The organism is Enterococcus sp. PLH-Efm8 (assembly GCF_053011625.1).
Map to the genome: position 1 here is coordinate 563,052 of NZ_CP172568.1, position 16,203 is coordinate 579,254.

The following is a 16,203-nucleotide window of genomic DNA, read 5'->3' on the forward strand; positions in this document are numbered from 1 at the left end:
CACACTTCTCACATGTGATTTGTGTTCTTTTTTTATTTTTTATGTGCTATTCTTTTAGTAATAGTAAAGCAAAGGGTGACGTTATGAAAAGGACACGTGTACTATACTTGGAAGTCGCAGATAAAATTAAAGAAGATATTTTCTCAGGAAAATATCCAGTCGGTTCGATGTTGCCGACAGAAAGTGAATTAGAAGAACTGTTTCAAGTCAGCAAAATCACTGTCCGAAAGGCAATCGAACTGCTGGCATCAGATGAATATGTCGCAAAGAAAAGTGGTCGTGGGACGACGGTTCTAAGCAATCGTCCTTACAATCGATTATCCAAAGCGGCAAGCTTTACGCAAATCTTGGAGAACTCCCGATATGAAGTCCGGAAAGAAACGCTGGATTTGCAATTGGTCCATATAAAGAAGGAAGATCCTTTGTTTTCCTTTTTCGGTGAGCAAGCTGTTTGTTTTAAGCGCTTATATTATTTGAACAATCAGCCTTATATTTATTTTGTTCATTATCTTCCACAAGAAATGATGCAATTCAGCAGAGAAGAATTTGGCAAAGAATCTTTGTATCGTTTGCTGACGAAAAAAGGATATACTATTGACTCATTTTCTGATGATTTCTCGGCAGTATTTTTAACAGAAGAAGAACAAGGAATTCTGAAAACAGACGCACAGATCGGCATCAAACGGATACGGAAATCGTCTACGCAAATTGGGGAAATGATTGAATATTCGGAGGCGGTCTACCATACGGAGCTGCATCCTTACCATATTGATTATGAAACATAAATAAAAAAAGAGGTTGTGAAAAAGCTGCCCTGCATCAAGTAATAAGAACAGCCAAACAAAAATAGCTTCTCATATTTTTCGTTTGGTTAGGCTTATTACCGCAGATACACGGCTGTTTCTGGATTACCATTTATTCTGGATAAGGGGGTGTGGCACGATTTTCAGAAGGAATCTATGAACCAATCACTGTATTGATTTTAGCTTCGATGGTAACCCCATTCGGCTTGACGATCGCTTATTTCTTAGGGAAAATCATTCGTAAAAATATACTCAATCGTCAAGAAATCGATACATTGAAGACCGCTTTTCCTATGGGGATCTGTCAGATCACAGAGGGATGTTTCCCTATCGTATTGAACGACTTGGCACGCAATGTCATAGCAACGGGAGTCGGTGGGACAGTAGGTGGCGGATTAAGCATGTTTTGGGGCGCAGATAGCCGTATTCCGGCATCGGGAATGTTTGCAGTCGCTACGATGACCAGACCATGGGCATTCATTGGTGCATTGTTAGCTGGTTCTTTTGTCACAGGAATAACCATTTTATTATTGAAAAAACCAGTAGATCCGAATGCAGAAATCATCCAAGAAGAAAAAGAGGAAGAAGACATATCTTGGGATGATTTGACAATTAGTTAGGAGAGGCAGAATGGATTACAAGAAAAAAGTACAATAGATGTACCTTGAGACAGGAATGGTATGAAAGAATCAGAGTTAGAAAGAATCGAATATACAGATTTTGGTTTAGGAGCGATCGAAACTGTCCAGAGCATCGGCACCCTCCTTGAAATGACGATGAAGGAAAAATGAGAACCTTTCGTTGTCGAAAGGGTCTGGTATACCTTATGTCGAAGGAAAGGAAACAAAAAAACTTTCCTGTACTATTCCAAAAAGGAAAGAAAGTTATTATACAGTAAAAAAAGAAATTATTCTTCATGCTAGAGATCAGTACACGTTCGAGCCCAATATCAAACACTAGTTCCAGGCAGGCGCAACAGGTGCGGTTATCACTGAATTTTCTTCCAGCAGTGACGATTCAAGTGATATTTTTACAAATCCAGCTATTTATCGTTAACAAAAAGATTTTTAGGAGAAGCTGATGAACAAAAATGATCAAATTTTGATCGTTTAGTTCGTCGGCTTTTTTATTTAGAGAAACATCATTTATCAGTGAAACATAACACGAGAACAAAATGATTTTTTCGTTAATAAAAGAAACAAGTATTTGTTGTTTAAAATAATACACGTTATTGGCATATAGGACGAAATCCCAGTATCTTCTATAAGTAAGTCATTTCATATCGATGAAAACACGTTATTTATTTTTGTTTTATCTATAAAATGGCTGAAAAATGATTTTTTTCTAAATACTATATATAGTGGCGTCTATCCTATATACCACTAAAAAACTACAAAATCTAGTCTTTTATTTTAAAAAAACACGTGTAGAATGAAGATAGACTTTTGAGTTAGGGAGTGTTTTTTTATGAAACTTACTGTTTTTTGCGGTTCCCGTTTTGGTAATAAAGAAAGTTACAAATTTATTGCGCAAACGTTAGGAAAATACATGGCACAAGAAGAAATCGAACTGGTTTACGGTGGTTCATACTCCGGGATTATGGGAGTGATTAGTAAAACAGTACTGGAAAATAACGGAAAAGTCACAGGTATCTATCCGAATGGGCTTTTTGAAACTGAATTGCCTGGAAAAGATGTTACTACATTTATTCCTACAGAAACGATCGATGAAAGAAAGGTATTATTATTTGAAAAGGGAGATGCTGTCCTCGTTTTCCCTGGAGGTCTAGGTACATTGGAGGAATTCTCACAACTTCTTTCTTGGATAGCAATCGGTCTGACGCCCGACAAGCCAATCGGAATATTGAATATTGGCGGTTATTACAGCGGCTTGCAACAATTATTAGAAACTTTTGCAAAAGAGGATTTTATGGATAAAAAATGGTTGGATCAAGTAATCTTTTCCAACAATCCATTGGAACTGGTCAATGAATTACGAGCAGTATCTATTAAAAATCAGTTATTATTGAAGGAGGCAAAATAATGAGTCAAATATATTTAGCAGGACCATTTTTTTCAGAGGAGCAAATCGATCGAGTAAGTCGTATCGAAAAAGCGTTGGAGGAAAACAAAACAGTCACAAGTTTCTACTCTCCACGTCATCACCAAGAAAGCAATTATGAACTATTCAGCGCTGGATGGGCGCAGGAAGTATACGAAAAAGATATGGAAGAACTGACAAATGCAGAATTTGTTGTTGCTATCCTTGACTTTGAGCATCAAACAATCGATCCAGGAACGGCTTACGAATTAGGTGTGGCAACTATGTTGAAAAAACCGATGATCATTGTACAAGAAGAGACGGTACCTACGAACTTGATGATTACACAAAGTCTCCATACGTATTTAAAATCAGACCAAGCTGTACGTGAATATGATTTTGAAACATTGCCTGTTGAAACTTACGTAGGCGAGTACTTATAGAAGAGGAAGGGTTGTATGTCAGTGATTTTGATTTCAGGAACGATTGGTGCAGGTAAGAGCAGTTTGACGGATATGCTTGCAAAAGAGATTGATTCTAAACCATTTTATGAAAATGTCGAAGATAACGAAGTATTGCCGCTCTTTTATTCAAATCCTGAGCAGTACGCTTTTTTATTGCAAATCTTCTTTTTGAACAAGCGATTTTTAGCAATGAAAAATGCTTTAGTGAACGATGACAATGTGCTAGACCGATCCATCTATGAAGATAGCCTGTTGTTCCATCTAAACGCTGATTTAGGTCGGGTAACGGATATCGAAGTACAGCAGTACGATAGCTTATTAGATACGATGCTAAACGAGTTAGATGATGTTGCTCCAAAAAAACGGCCTGATTTGATGGTCCATATCAAAGTTTCTTTGGACACGATGCTAGAACGTATCAAAAAACGTGGGCGTGACTATGAACAGCTAGAAAGCGATGAGACGTTATATACCTATTATGAAACGTTGAACACCCGCTATAATCAATGGTATGAAGATTTTGATGTATGTCCTAAAATACAAGTGGATGGGGATAAATTCGATTTTGTAGAAAATCCAGAAGATGCAAAAAAGGTGATCCGTCAGATCCAAGAAAAATTAGCTGAATTGGAAGGAAAGCCTGCTGGAAAATATTTTACGGATAACCAGCATGCAAAAGGTCAAGAATTAGGCTAAAAATAAAAAACCAAACGACGGGAAAGAAAAATTACTACGTGATGTAGAATAAGCCTTTCTATCGTTTGGTTATTTTATATTCAAATATTTGAAATAAATAAATCTTTACTCTTTGATTTGTAAACTGAAATGATCCACTGTTTGTTTTACTGATGAAGCTTGATCAAAGGAAGAAGCTGAGTTTGAAGTTCATAAAAATCAGCCATAGTGAGTTTTGCTTGGATTTGTTTATCTTCTTCTACTTTTTACATAATTTTGAACAGGATAAGATTCAAATGTTTTAAATGAATCTTTGACTAGTTTGTGACAGTTGTCGCATATGCTCAAGCTTCCTTGGTCATTAAATTCTGTATGGATATTTTTGTTGTTATTACATGTACAATAATCAGGACTATCGATCATCCATTTCGTCTCCTTTACAATCATCTTGCTTCTTTACTATAGCAGAAAAGAAGGGGAGAAACAAAAGAAGATCCAACAGACGGCACTATAGACTGTAGATGTTGCCATCCTCATCCTTCAAACGGTAATTACCGATTTTTGTAAATATGACTGTTGTTTCTTTTTTATTTTCTTTTCCTGAAATAATATATTCGTCATCTTTGGTAGTGATCTTGATATCTGTCAGCACTGTTTTTTCTTCAGATGATTCAGAAGAATCAGTTCCTTGTGTCTGATACGTGCGTGTCCATTCCATTTTTTTATCTGTAAATGTCAACTGTCCCGCGGATAAATCCATATCTTTACGTACTTTTAGCGTATATACACTGTTGGTGGTATCTGCTTTTTCCGCTTTTAAGACAGAAGAATCGGTTGTTTCGTCCGAGGATTGGTCAGAGCCGCCAAACAAATCACAGCCAGTCAATGTCAAAAGTCCCGCAGACAAAATAAATAGTACGATTAATTTCTTCAAAATACTTCCCCCATTTGATAGGATAAAGAAATTATACCATTGGAATGTAAAACTTCAAACGGATGGAAGAGAAAAACGCACAAAACACCCACAAATAGAGTAAATTTTAGAATAAAATTTTAAAAAGGCAAAAAATCCGCCACTTTCAGAAAGCGTTTTAAAAAAGTGTTGCAATCTTTTAAAAAAATGCTATATTAAAAATGAACCGGTTCAAATACTTGTTTAAGTATAATTAATAGTGAGAGGAAGTTGCTCTACTGAAGACTTTAGTTATATGGATATTGATGACAAGCAACACTATGCAAAGAATGCGGTCATCATAATCGAACAACAAGAAAGAGAAATCAAATGTAACTGGCAGGAGTGAGAATGTATGGCATCGATCCGTGATGTGGCTAAGATGGCTGGTGTTTCAGTGGGAACAGTTTCCCGTTACTTGAATGGTCAGCAACTGAAGGAAAAGAACATGAAAAAAATAGCAGAAGCGATTTCAGCGTTGGACTATAAAGAAAACATCATTGCTAAAGGGTTGAAGAATAATCGAAGCTTCTCTATTGGACTTTTGATAAACGGGATTTCCAGCCGTTTTGGGTCGGAAGTTGTCTCAGGGATCGAAAGAGTAGCTGAAGAAAATGGGTATAGCTTATTATTAAGCGGGTTTGCCGATCAGCCAGAAAAAATTGAACAAAAAATTGAATACCTGATGAAGCATGTGATCGATGGGCTGATTGTCTTCTTATCCGAAGAAGAGTGGTCTGGATTTGAAATGCTCACAAAAATGAGTATTCCAGTTATCGCATTGAATTGTCCAGAAGGACCAGCAGGTATTGATACAATATTAGTGAATGATCGAGAAAGTGTAGCAAAAGTGATCGCTCATCATGGTGAACAAGGACATAAAAAAATCGGATTTATTGCTGCCACTCAAACAGACTACGTAGCAAGAGAACGTTTAGCAGGAGCCAAAGAAGCGGTCCAAAATGATCCATCGATCCAATTAGAGGTCTTTACAGGAGACTATTCTAGAAAAAGCGGCTATTACGGGGCAAAAGCATTATTAGAAAAAGGGGCAACTGCTATTTTTGTCAGCAATTACAATATGTCGATTGGTGCCATCGAATGTTTCAATCAAGAAGGTGTCAGAATCGGGAAGGATATTGCGTTCAGTCACTATGATTATTTAGATAAAAACGATCTGAGTATCCTTCCGAAAATCACGATCACGCCACCAACAGATAAAATCGGGGAACGAGCAGCAGAACAGCTGTTAAAACGAATCAAAAAAGAAGAGGAAGAAAATGAAAAAGTGATTGTGATGGAAAATATCATACATGGAATCAACTAAAACGAACTAAAAAAGAAAAAGAGGTGCTTTGATGAAAAAATATCAATTTCCAGCAAATTTTTGGTGGGGTTCTGCAGCAAGTGGCCCACAAACAGAAGGAAGGATTTCAGGCGATGGAAAAGGAGAGAACATTTTTGATTATTGGTACAAAAAAGAACCGCAAAAGTTCTTTGATCAAGTAGGACCTGAAAAAACCTCGCAAGTTTATACGAAGTATCAAGAGGATGTACAGTTGATGAAACAGACTGGGCATAATTCATTTCGAACATCTATCCAATGGAGCCGTTTGATACCTGATGAATCTGGAACAATCAACGAAGAAGCCGTTCGTTTCTATCATCGTTATTTTGATGAGTTGATTGAAAACGGTATCGAACCCTTTGTGAATCTGTATCATTTCGATATGCCGATGTATCTGCAAGAAAAAGGCGGATGGTTGAACCGAGAAACGGTTGAAGCCTATGAAAAATATGCCAAAAGTTGTTTTGAATTGTTTGGTTCGAAAGTAAAAAAATGGTTTACTCATAATGAACCAATCGTTCCAGTCGAAGCAGGTTATTTATATCGATGGCATTATCCAGAAGAGTCAGATATGAAAAAAGCGATCCAAGTTGGCTATCATGAAGCGTTGGCTTCAGCGTTAGCCATCAAATCTTACCATGAAATGGAGCAAGGTGGTGTTATTGGTATCATCTTGAATCTGACACCAAGCTATCCAAGAGACGAATCAAACCCTGAAGATGTTAAAGCAGCGCAAATAGCAGATGCGTTCTTCAATCGTTCATTCCTTGATCCAGCTGTAAAAGGCGAGTTTCCAAGTGAATTGATTGAGATAGTAAAAGAACTTGATCTCATGCCTGTGATCCATGCAGAGGATTTGACGGTTATCAAAGAAAATACAGTAGATCTTTTAGGTATCAATTATTACCAGCCACGCCGGGTAAAAGCAAAAGAAACACCAATCGATACTAAAAACGGTCCAATGCCTGAGGATTATTTCGACAATTATGAAATGCCTGGTCGTAAAATGAATCCTTATCGCGGATGGGAGATCTATGAACAAGGAATCTATGATATTTTGATCAATGTACGAGATCATTATGGAAATATCGACTGCTTTATTTCTGAAAACGGTATGGGTGTAGAAAACGAAGCACGATTTATCAAAGAAGATGGCATGATCCACGATGATTATCGGATCGAATTTGTCCAATCTCATCTGAAATATGTCCATCAAGCCATTCAAGAAGGTGCCAATTGTTTAGGCTATCATATGTGGACATGTATGGATAACTGGTCGTGGACCAATGCATATAAGAATCGATATGGCTTTATTTCAGTAGACTTAGCACAAGATGGAAAAAGAACAATCAAAAAATCGGGTCATTGGTTCAAAGACGTATCAGATAAAAACGGATTTGAGGCTTAAGAAAGAATAGTTGAGAGCAAATGCGTGAAATTCTCCATTCTTACCATTTTGTGAAAAAGAAGTTCAATTATTTACGATCTTTTTCAACTTTTTTGTCTTTCTATTTCATTTTTTGTATATAATAGAATAGTCAAAATTAAATAGGAGTGGAGGAAAGCATGAGGAAAAAAAGACCGTTTCTTCTCTTTTGGTTATTCGGTTTTTTCTTACTGCTTATTTTATCCGCAGCATTTTCAGGAAAAATGACAGCAGATCTTGCTCAGAAAGAAACAGAAAAAATCGTAGCAAGCAAAGAATCAGTAGATAATTTCAAAAAAGAATTCTCAACTTATTGGTGGGCGGAGTATAAAATAACTGCCAATTACGAAAAAGGCGAATTGGACATTTATTTGCCAAAAGGAAAAGAAGAAAATCAATTTATTAATATCGATGACGTACTTAGTGCGATTTCTCTCAGACAATATCAATTTAAAGACAAGCATTTGACCGTTTTGCTTTTGACTCATGTTGGCGACAAAGTAGCCCGTTTGAAAAATGGAAAAGTGATCACCGCTTATTCTGAAAAAGTAGACAAAAAAGTGGTCGCCGATCGTTTAGCGGAATGGAAAAAGACAAATGAACAAGTCAAGAAAACAACTGTCTCTTCTCAAAAAAACGAGTCGACAGGAACAAGTCCTTCAGATTCTGGCAGTGGACAAACGATAACGGGAAGTGAAGAAAATCAAGCCTCAATTATTACGAATGAGTCATCACAAGGACAATATCAATCCTATGGACAATGAAAAACAGAGGTTGTGAAATCAGCGTTTTGACCTGAGTATTAGAGAAACAAACGGCAAAATAGTTCCTCATATTTTGCCGTTTTTTGAGCTAATACCGAAGGTCAGCTGATTGAACACCGTGTATCAAGAGGTCTTGAGCCTGCCGTTTAACTCTGAGCCACAAGGAGCAATTTCAAAAAATAGCTCCTTATATTTTTCGTTTGGTTGGGCTTATTACCGCAGATGCAAGCTTTTGAACACCGTTTACCAAGAGGTTGTAAAATTAGCGTCCTGACATAATCTAATACCGAGGGTCAGCTGATTGAACACCGTGTATCAAGAGGTCTTGAGCCTGCCGTTTAACTCTGAGCCACAAGGAACAATTTCAAAAAACAGCTTCTCATGTTTTATAAATATTGTGACTTGTGGCCGAGGAGTTGGCAGGAGAACACCGTTTAAGGAAGAAGTTGTGAAAAAGCTGTCCTGCATCAAGAAATAAGGAGCTGCGACAAGAATTTTGTCACAGCCTCTTTTTTTGTACGAATACCGAGAAACTGGCTTTTGAATACCGTGGAGTGAAGCGGTCACCACAAGACTTTTATCTCTTCATTAGTTTAATCGCTTACATCGCAGCGGTTTTATGCTGTGAAAAGTGGACGGAATAATCTTTAGAAAGAATAAAAAAATCTTAAGATAACAACTTTTTTAGGAAATTTTCATTTTTCAGGAGCAAAATAAGAAAAAATGTGAATAGAGAGAAGTGATATACGTGACACAACTTAAAAAATTGTGCCAAAATCGTTTAGCAATCGTTTTGACAGCTGTTTTCTTTTTCTGGCTGAAGACGATCATTGCCTACTATGCAGATTTTTCATTAGGTGTGGAAGGTACGATCCAGTACTTTATCTTGTGGATCAACCCAATTGCGACTACCTTATTGTTTTTTGGCCTTTCTTTGTATATTAAAAAGCCAAAGCCAGCGTTAGCTATTCTTTTGATCATTGATATTTTAAATACGCTTTTGTTGTACTTGAATATTATTTTTTATCGGGAATTCACAGATTTCATTACAGTCAAATCTGTATTAGGCTTTTCGAAAGTGTCGCAAGGATTGTCAGGAAGCTCCTTTTCTTTGATGAAGCCCCATGATGTCATCTACTGGCTGGATATCGCTGTGTTCATTGGGCTACTGGTTTGGTTGAAGGTCAAGAAAATACCTATCAAAAGCAACCCTGTCGGCAAACCGATGGCTATCGCTGTTACCTGTCTTTCAGGGCTTATTTTTTCAGGAAATCTAGCGCTGAGCGAAGCCAACCGTCCACAATTGCTGCAGCGAACATTTGACCGTTCATATATTGTCAAATATCTAGGAATCGATGCGTATACTATTTATGACGGAATCAAAACAGGAATGACTAGCAGTGTTCGCGCGCATGCAAGCAGTAATGGGATTGATGAAGTTTTAGATTATACAAAGAAACATTATGCAGAGCCAAATCCCGAAACATTTGGGATCGCTAAAGGGAAAAATGTGATCGTTCTCCATTTAGAAAGTTTCCAGCAGTTTTTGATTAATATGAAGGTAGACGGACAAGAAGTCACACCGTTTTTAAATAGTATTTTCCAGAATCAAGCAACGATCAGCTTTGACAATTTCTTTCATGAAGTAGGACAGGGAAAGACAAGTGATGCTGAAAATATGTTGGAAACTGGCACATTTGGTTTACCTCAAGGCTCATTATTCACAGAACTTGGGTCAGACAATGTCTTTCAAGCCGCACCAGCGATCCTTGGACAAAAGCAAGGCTATACAAGCGCTGTTTTCCATGGGAATGTAGCTAGTTTTTGGAATAGAGATCATGTATATAAAAACTTAGGTTATGACAATTTCTTTGATCGATCTTATTTTGATGAATCCGACGAAACGTTAGGTTATGGGATATTAGATAAAGATTTATTCAGAGAATCTGCCCAATATCTTGAGCATCTACAACAGCCGTTTTACACGAAATTTCTTTCCGTAACCAACCACACGCCTTATTATACGGATGACAAGAATTTCGACTTTCCATCTTTGAATACTGGCAATAGCACAGTAGATAATTATGTTCGAACGGCACATTATCTGGATCAATCATTGGAACAATTTTTTACGTATTTGAAAAAATCTGGTATTTACCAAAATTCAATCTTTGTGATTTACGGGGATCATTTTGGGATCTCGAATACAGATAATAAAGATTTAGCAAGCGCTCTTGGTAAAGATCCAGATACATGGGATGAATTTGACAACGCACAGATGCAACGAGTGCCATTGATGATCCATATGCCTGGTTATACTAAAGGGACAGTCAATCATGAATACGGTGGAGAAATCGATGTTTTGCCGACATTACTACATCTATTGGGAATCGATGATAAAGATTATCTTCATTTTGGTACAGACTTATTATCTTCTCAGCATGATCAAGTAGTTGCTTTTCGAAATGGGAACTTTGTGACACCCAAATACACCGTCCTAGGAGGAAAAGCTTACAATAATCAGACAGGAGAAATCATCGATACGAAAGCAGCAGGAATCGATGAGGAAATCTCCAAAGATCAGGAAAAAGTCAAGACTGCGTTAAGTCTTTCAGATAAGCTGAATCAGGAAAATCTCTTGCGGTTTTATGTGCCAAACGGATTTGAGACGATTGATCCGAAAAAATATGACTATAAAAATGAAGCGGAACGTAATGAAGCAATCGAAAAGCAAAAAGGCGAACATTCGACAAGTGTCTTTTCAAAAAATGGTAATAAAACAACAACCAACTTATATCCAGTAACAAGAACAGACGTTGAACAGCAAAAAAATAATCAATAAACAATCAAACCAACCTTCAGTAGTTAGACAACATTCTAATGCTTGAAGGTTGGTATTTTTTATGAAAAAAACATTTTTTTATTTTTTTCGTGTATTTTTCCTTTTTAACGTATCTATTTATTGAATGTGGAAAAATTTAAATTAAAAAGGAGAACTATTATGTATGATGGTGAATTGATCAAGAAACTTCGAGTCAACAAGAAGTTGACACAGTCCCAATTAGCGGAAGGAATCTGTTTTAAGACTTCTCTAGTCGGGATTGAGACAAATTCAGTGAAAAAAATGTCATTTGTAACATTGAGATCATTTTTAGAGCGAATGAACATGACACTTGCAGAATATGAATGGATGCGAAACCAGCTGGATGAACCAATAAAGTTAAAGAAAAAAAGACGAATGCTAGATCGGGTACAAGAAGACAGCTTTGATCCTTATAAAGAGATCAGCAATAACCGTAGGCATTTTAAGAAAACAGAAGATCTGTATTATTTGGTTTTGAATCTTCACATGGTCGAAAAAACAGAAGTATCTGAGACAGAATTTGAATTTTTACGTTATGAATGCCGAATCATTGAAGAATACTTGATGCAGATACCAGACTATGGTCAATTTGAACTATCTATTCTAGCTGATTTTCCTTGGATATTCAGTGATCGGTTCATTGAGAACAATTATTTGAAAATCAAAAAAAGAATGCGACGATTAGCACAGTTGAACAATCATGAGCAGTATCTCTTTACTTTTTTAATGAACCTGACTTCGTTTTATATAGAAAATGGTCGGTTGAAAAAGGCACGTAGTGTGAATGAAGATATGAAACGGAGCTTATCACATAAAGAAAGAAGTACAGTGATCTATGAAACATTGATGGCAGATTATTATCAAAGATTGATTTCTGCTGCTTTAGGGGAAGAAAAGACGAAAGACTACCAAGAATTCTTCACAGTGCTCGAATATATGTTAGGAAAGAATCAACGGAGGTCCTTAGAGAAAAAACTGCTGGCCATTGCTGAACCCAGCAACTAGACCAGCAGTTTAGAATTTGTATCACTTCGCCGCTTTTTCAGACGGTTTGTTTATATCGAATGGCGGGAAAAAGCGGGCGATCTCTTTTACCGCAGCATCACGGGAATCAGAAGCGTGAATGATGTTTTCAGTCCCCGGCAGCGCGTAGTCTCCTCGGATCGTACCTGGAACAGCATCGGCAGCTTTTGTTGCTCCAACCATCTTACGGACGATATCGATCACTTCCTCGCCGACCAGCACAAGATAAACGACAGGACCGGAAGTCATGTAATCGATCAGTTCATCAAAAAAACTGCGCTCAGTCAAGTGCTGATAATGTTCTTTTGCTAATTCAGGAGTCATAGTTTCAAACTTCATTTCAGCAATGGCCAGTCCCTTTGCTTCAAAACGTTGGATGATGCTTCCGACTAAATGGCGTCTCACGCCGTCTGGCTTGATAATAACAAGTGTTCTTTCCATAACAGCACCTCGTTTCCTACTATATTTCTATTATAGCGGGAGGTGGAAAATGAGACAAATAAAACCGCGTGAGACAGGAATATAACGTGTGTATTTTAAAAAAAGTATGAAAAACATGGAAAATTGATTTGACATCCTCTTTTTTAGTTGTTATATTAACGAAGGAAAACCGAATAAGATTTGTTAGGTGAGGCTCCTATACAAACATAGGCTACTGCCCAAAAACGTCGAGAGACGCCAATGGGTAGAACAGGAATTGTCGAGATAAGGCTTTTCATAAGGTAGCTAAAAGCAGGTATCTGCTTTTTACGTTGTACAGTGTCAAAACTCAACGATGAGATCTGAGAAGCTTTTTTTAATATGCTTTTTCAAACCTTTCGCTGAGTATTTGGCGAGAGGTTTTTTTGTTGCCGCAAATCCCCATCGGTGAAAAATAAAAAGGAGGTGGTCTAATTGGAAAAATAACTATTCGAAAAATGATTGGAAGTCATGAATTAAAATTACTTAGTAAAGGAGATGAGAACAAATGGATGACAGTCATTCGAAAAACAAGGATCTAGAGGAAAGGCCAGGGCTATTATCTATCTGTTCTCAGCCCCTTTCAGTTTTTTCTCTATCGATCCGATGAATAGCTAAAGACCAAAAGCAGCGAGAACAGCTGTCTTTTGGACACAAAGGAGAGATTGAGATGGAAAAAAAGAAAGATACACAAAAAATCTATGCAGCTTTTGCTGGAAAAACGAAACAAGAATTATTTGAACTATTCCATGCATCAGCAAATGGATTGACAGAAGAACAAATCGAACGTTCAAGAGAAAATTACGGTGAAAATGCGATTTCATATGGCAAAAAAACACCATTCATTGTAGAAATATTGAAAGCATACATCACGCCATTTACATTAGTGTTGATCGCATTAGGAATTATTTCATTCATCACGGAATATGTATTAGCAGCTCCTGGAGATAAAGATCTTTTCGGTGTAGCCATTATCTTCACTATGGTTATCGTCAGCGGGACAATGACGTTGATTCAGTCCGTACGTTCCAATCAAGCGGCTGAAAAACTGAAATCACTTGTGAAAGTAACGGCAGCTGTAAAACGTAATGGAAAGTACACAGAGATTCCTATGGAAGAAATCGTCTGTGGAGATCTTGTTCGGCTTTCAGCAGGGGATATGATACCAGCGGATATGCGTTTATTGTCCGCAAAGGATTTATTCATTTCCCAAGCAGCATTGACAGGGGAAAGCTATCCAGTAGAAAAGCATGCGAAAGTATGTGAAGACGATCAGCAAAGCGAAACAAGTTACGAAAATCTTGTCTTTATGGGAAGTAATGTCATCAGTGGAAGTGCGGAAGGAATCATTGTTTCTGTTGGAAATGAAACACTATTTGGTCATGTAGCAGAAACGCTATCTGAAAAACCAATTCAATCAAGCTTTGAATTAGGCATCCATAAAACATCCATGCTACTGATCAAATTTATGTCATTGATGGCTCCAGCAGTTATCGTCATCAATGGGCTTACAAAAGGGGATTGGCTAGAAGCTTTTCTTTTTGGACTATCTGTAGCAGTTGGTCTAACACCTGAAATGCTTCCAATGATCGTTACGACGAATTTGGTCAAAGGAGCAAGTGTGATGGCCAAAAAAGGAACAGTGATCAAAAATTTGAATGCCATCCAGAACTTTGGTGCAATCGATGTGTTATGTACGGATAAAACGGGGACATTGACACAAGATAAAATCATTCTTGAATATCATATGGATTGTGAAGGAAATGAAGATGATCGTGTTTTGCGCCATGCGTATCTAAATAGCTACTATCAAACAGGGCTGAAAAATTTGTTAGATGTGGCTATCATTGATGAAGCAACAGAAACTTTAGATACAGATAAGATCAATTATCAAAAAGTGGATGAAATTCCTTTTGATTTTGAACGTCGTCGTATGAGTGTTGTGGTTGCTGATCCAGCTGGTAAAACACAAATGATCACAAAAGGCGCGATTGAAGAAATGCTGAACATTTCTAAATTTATTGATCTTGGCGGTACTGTTACACCATTAACAAAAGAACGAAAAGAAGCCGTACTTGCAAAAGTACAGTCACTTAATGAAGATGGCTTACGAGTGATTGGTGTCGCACAAAAGACCAATCCAAGCGTCGTTGGAGAATTTTCAGTCAAAGATGAGTCAGACATGGTTTTGATTGGTTATCTTGCTTTCCTTGATCCACCAAAAGAAACAACGAAACAAGCGTTGAAAGCTCTGAAAGAACATGGTGTAGCTGTAAAAGTTCTGACTGGGGACAACGAATTAGTTACACGTTCAGTGTGCCGTCAAGTAGGTCTAGAGATCAATGAATTGGTTACCGGTGAGAAAATCTCGGAAATGAGTGATCATGAATTAGCACAAGTAGCTGAAGACCATGAAGTATTCGTAAAATTGAATCCTCAGCAAAAAGCACGTTTGACGACAGCTTTACGTAAAAATGGTCATACTGTCGGATTTTTAGGAGATGGTATCAATGACGCTCCTGCAATGAAAGTGGCTGATATCGGTATTTCTGTAGATACAGCTGTGGATATTGCGAAAGAATCTGCAGACGTGATCCTTTTAGAAAAAGATTTGACGATTTTGGAAAGAGGCCTTCTTTCTGGACGAGAAACTTTTGGGAATATCATGAAATATATCAAGGCTACAGCAAGTTCTAATTTTGGCAATATGTTTTCCGTGCTGATTGCAAGTACGTTCCTGCCATTTTTACCAATGCTGCCTTTACAACTTTTGTTTTTGAATCTGATCTATGATGTTTCCTGCATTTCCTTGCCATGGGATCGGATGGATAAAGAATATTTGGACGAGCCAAAAAAATGGAATGCATCTAGTATTGGGGAATTCATGGTTTACTTTGGTCCAACAAGTTCGATATTTGATATTACTACTTACTTGTTGATGTATTTTGTTATTTGTCCTGCTGTAGTGGGCGGAAGTTTCCATACATTGGATAGTTCACAGCGAGTGATTTTCATCGCATTATTCCATGCAGGATGGTTTGTCGAATCACTATGGACACAAACCTTAGTGCTCCATGCACTGCGTACACCGAAAGTACCATTTATCCAAAGCAACGCAACATTTGCCATGTTTGTTATCACTACATTAGGAATTATTGTCGGTTCTGTCCTTCCTTTTACAAGTTTTGGTGCTGAATTAGGCTTGATGCCACTTCCTGGCAATTACTGGTTATGGTTATTTGCTACAGTCATCGCTTATCTGGCGCTTGTGACAGCTGTGAAGAAAATCTATATCCGTCGATTCCAAGAACTCTTATAAACGAGAAGGCTGGTTCTTTGCTTCTGTTCTTTTTGGACCAGTCGTGCTAAACTATGTGTATTGTTTT

13 protein-coding genes, 1 pseudogene and 1 riboswitch are annotated in these 16,203 nt (G+C 37.4%); of the genes and pseudogenes, 11 read left to right on the forward strand and 3 right to left on the reverse strand.

The window, feature by feature from the left end:
• The first annotated feature begins 83 nt into the window (after positions 1-83).
• Entirely contained in the window at positions 84-785 is a 702-nt protein-coding gene (locus ACIFUW_RS02670) for a GntR family transcriptional regulator (protein WP_002293839.1), read from the forward strand.
• Between the two features lie 161 nt (positions 786-946).
• A pseudogene (locus ACIFUW_RS02675) lies at positions 947-1,423 on the forward strand (PTS fructose transporter subunit IIC); the annotation flags it as partial.
• 397 nt (positions 1,424-1,820) lie between these two features.
• Here ACIFUW_RS02675 and ACIFUW_RS02680 read toward each other — a convergent pair.
• A complete protein-coding gene (locus ACIFUW_RS02680) occupies positions 1,821-2,030 on the reverse strand; it encodes a phenylalanyl-tRNA synthetase subunit beta (RefSeq protein WP_002296192.1) in 210 nt (69 codons plus the stop codon).
• Positions 2,031-2,270: 240 nt separating this feature from the next.
• Between ACIFUW_RS02680 and ACIFUW_RS02685 the strand changes: the two genes are divergently transcribed.
• Genes ACIFUW_RS02685 through ACIFUW_RS02695 form a run of 3 tightly spaced genes read left to right on the forward strand, consistent with a single transcriptional unit; the run spans position 2,271 to position 4,003 of the window.
• Positions 2,271-2,846, forward strand: a complete 576-nt coding sequence (locus ACIFUW_RS02685; protein WP_002293608.1) for an LOG family protein — start codon at positions 2,271-2,273, stop codon at positions 2,844-2,846.
• Entirely contained in the window at positions 2,846-3,286 is a 441-nt protein-coding gene (locus ACIFUW_RS02690; RefSeq protein ID WP_002293607.1) for a nucleoside 2-deoxyribosyltransferase, read from the forward strand. The genes ACIFUW_RS02685 and ACIFUW_RS02690 overlap by 1 nt, the downstream gene beginning before the upstream one ends.
• A 15-nt stretch (positions 3,287-3,301) precedes the next feature.
• Positions 3,302-4,003, forward strand: a complete 702-nt coding sequence (locus tag ACIFUW_RS02695; protein ID WP_002293834.1) for a deoxynucleoside kinase — start codon at positions 3,302-3,304, stop codon at positions 4,001-4,003.
• Positions 4,004-4,490: 487 nt separating this feature from the next.
• On the opposite strand, the gene ACIFUW_RS02700 is transcribed toward ACIFUW_RS02695, so the two are convergent.
• Positions 4,491-4,916 (reverse strand): hypothetical protein, encoded by a 426-nt coding sequence (locus tag ACIFUW_RS02700; RefSeq protein ID WP_002296191.1) that lies wholly within the window; start codon positions 4,914-4,916, stop codon positions 4,491-4,493.
• Positions 4,917-5,289: 373 nt separating this feature from the next.
• On the opposite strand from ACIFUW_RS02700, the gene ACIFUW_RS02705 reads away from it, so the two are divergent.
• The 5 genes from ACIFUW_RS02705 to ACIFUW_RS02725 all read left to right on the forward strand — a co-directional run bounded on the left by ACIFUW_RS02705 (position 5,290) and on the right by ACIFUW_RS02725 (position 12,340).
• Complete coding sequence (locus ACIFUW_RS02705) at positions 5,290-6,261, forward strand: LacI family DNA-binding transcriptional regulator (RefSeq protein WP_002293830.1); 972 nt, start codon at positions 5,290-5,292, stop codon at positions 6,259-6,261.
• A 31-nt stretch (positions 6,262-6,292) separates the two neighbouring features.
• Entirely contained in the window at positions 6,293-7,690 is a 1,398-nt protein-coding gene (locus ACIFUW_RS02710; RefSeq protein ID WP_002293829.1) for a glycoside hydrolase family 1 protein, read from the forward strand.
• Between the two features lie 158 nt (positions 7,691-7,848).
• The gene (locus ACIFUW_RS02715) at positions 7,849-8,472 is read left to right on the forward strand and encodes a hypothetical protein (protein WP_010729641.1); all 624 of its coding nucleotides are present in this window, start codon (positions 7,849-7,851) and stop codon (positions 8,470-8,472) included.
• Positions 8,473-9,220: 748 nt separating this feature from the next.
• Positions 9,221-11,314, forward strand: a complete 2,094-nt coding sequence (locus ACIFUW_RS02720) for an LTA synthase family protein (RefSeq protein ID WP_002293776.1) — start codon at positions 9,221-9,223, stop codon at positions 11,312-11,314.
• Positions 11,315-11,473: 159 nt separating this feature from the next.
• Positions 11,474-12,340: an Rgg/GadR/MutR family transcriptional regulator gene (locus tag ACIFUW_RS02725; RefSeq protein ID WP_002303592.1), complete on the forward strand. Its 867-nt coding sequence runs from the start codon at positions 11,474-11,476 to the stop codon at positions 12,338-12,340.
• 21 nt (positions 12,341-12,361) lie between these two features.
• Here ACIFUW_RS02725 and ndk read toward each other — a convergent pair whose 3' ends face one another.
• On the reverse strand, positions 12,362-12,799 hold the full coding sequence (gene ndk, locus ACIFUW_RS02730) for a nucleoside-diphosphate kinase (protein WP_002293327.1): 438 nt from the start codon (positions 12,797-12,799) through the stop codon (positions 12,362-12,364).
• Positions 12,800-12,971: 172 nt separating this feature from the next.
• A riboswitch (M-box (ykoK) riboswitch) is annotated at positions 12,972-13,146 on the forward strand.
• 341 nt (positions 13,147-13,487) lie between these two features.
• Between ndk and mgtA the strand changes: the two genes are divergently transcribed.
• Positions 13,488-16,136 carry a magnesium-translocating P-type ATPase gene (gene mgtA, locus ACIFUW_RS02735; RefSeq protein ID WP_002296188.1) on the forward strand — a complete coding sequence of 883 codons (2,649 nt, stop codon included), beginning with the start codon at positions 13,488-13,490 and terminating at the stop codon, positions 16,134-16,136.
• Positions 16,137-16,203 lie beyond the last annotated feature (67 nt).

What these genes read in the sequence shown, in the direction of transcription:
- ACIFUW_RS02670 (WP_002293839.1), top strand. Translation starts at nt 84, where the DNA reads ATGAAAAGGACACGTGTACTATACTTGGAAGTCGCAGATAAAATTAAA.
- ACIFUW_RS02685 (WP_002293608.1), top strand. Translation starts at nt 2,271, where the DNA reads ATGAAACTTACTGTTTTTTGCGGTTCCCGTTTTGGTAATAAAGAAAGT.
- ACIFUW_RS02690 (WP_002293607.1), top strand. Translation starts at nt 2,846, where the DNA reads ATGAGTCAAATATATTTAGCAGGACCATTTTTTTCAGAGGAGCAAATC.
- ACIFUW_RS02695 (WP_002293834.1), top strand. Translation starts at nt 3,302, where the DNA reads ATGTCAGTGATTTTGATTTCAGGAACGATTGGTGCAGGTAAGAGCAGT.
- ACIFUW_RS02705 (WP_002293830.1), top strand. Translation starts at nt 5,290, where the DNA reads ATGGCATCGATCCGTGATGTGGCTAAGATGGCTGGTGTTTCAGTGGGA.
- ACIFUW_RS02710 (WP_002293829.1), top strand. Translation starts at nt 6,293, where the DNA reads ATGAAAAAATATCAATTTCCAGCAAATTTTTGGTGGGGTTCTGCAGCA.
- ACIFUW_RS02715 (WP_010729641.1), top strand. Translation starts at nt 7,849, where the DNA reads ATGAGGAAAAAAAGACCGTTTCTTCTCTTTTGGTTATTCGGTTTTTTC.
- ACIFUW_RS02725 (WP_002303592.1), top strand. Translation starts at nt 11,474, where the DNA reads ATGTATGATGGTGAATTGATCAAGAAACTTCGAGTCAACAAGAAGTTG.
- ndk (WP_002293327.1), bottom strand. Translation starts at nt 12,799, where the DNA reads ATGGAAAGAACACTTGTTATTATCAAGCCAGACGGCGTGAGACGCCAT.
- mgtA (WP_002296188.1), top strand. Translation starts at nt 13,488, where the DNA reads ATGGAAAAAAAGAAAGATACACAAAAAATCTATGCAGCTTTTGCTGGA.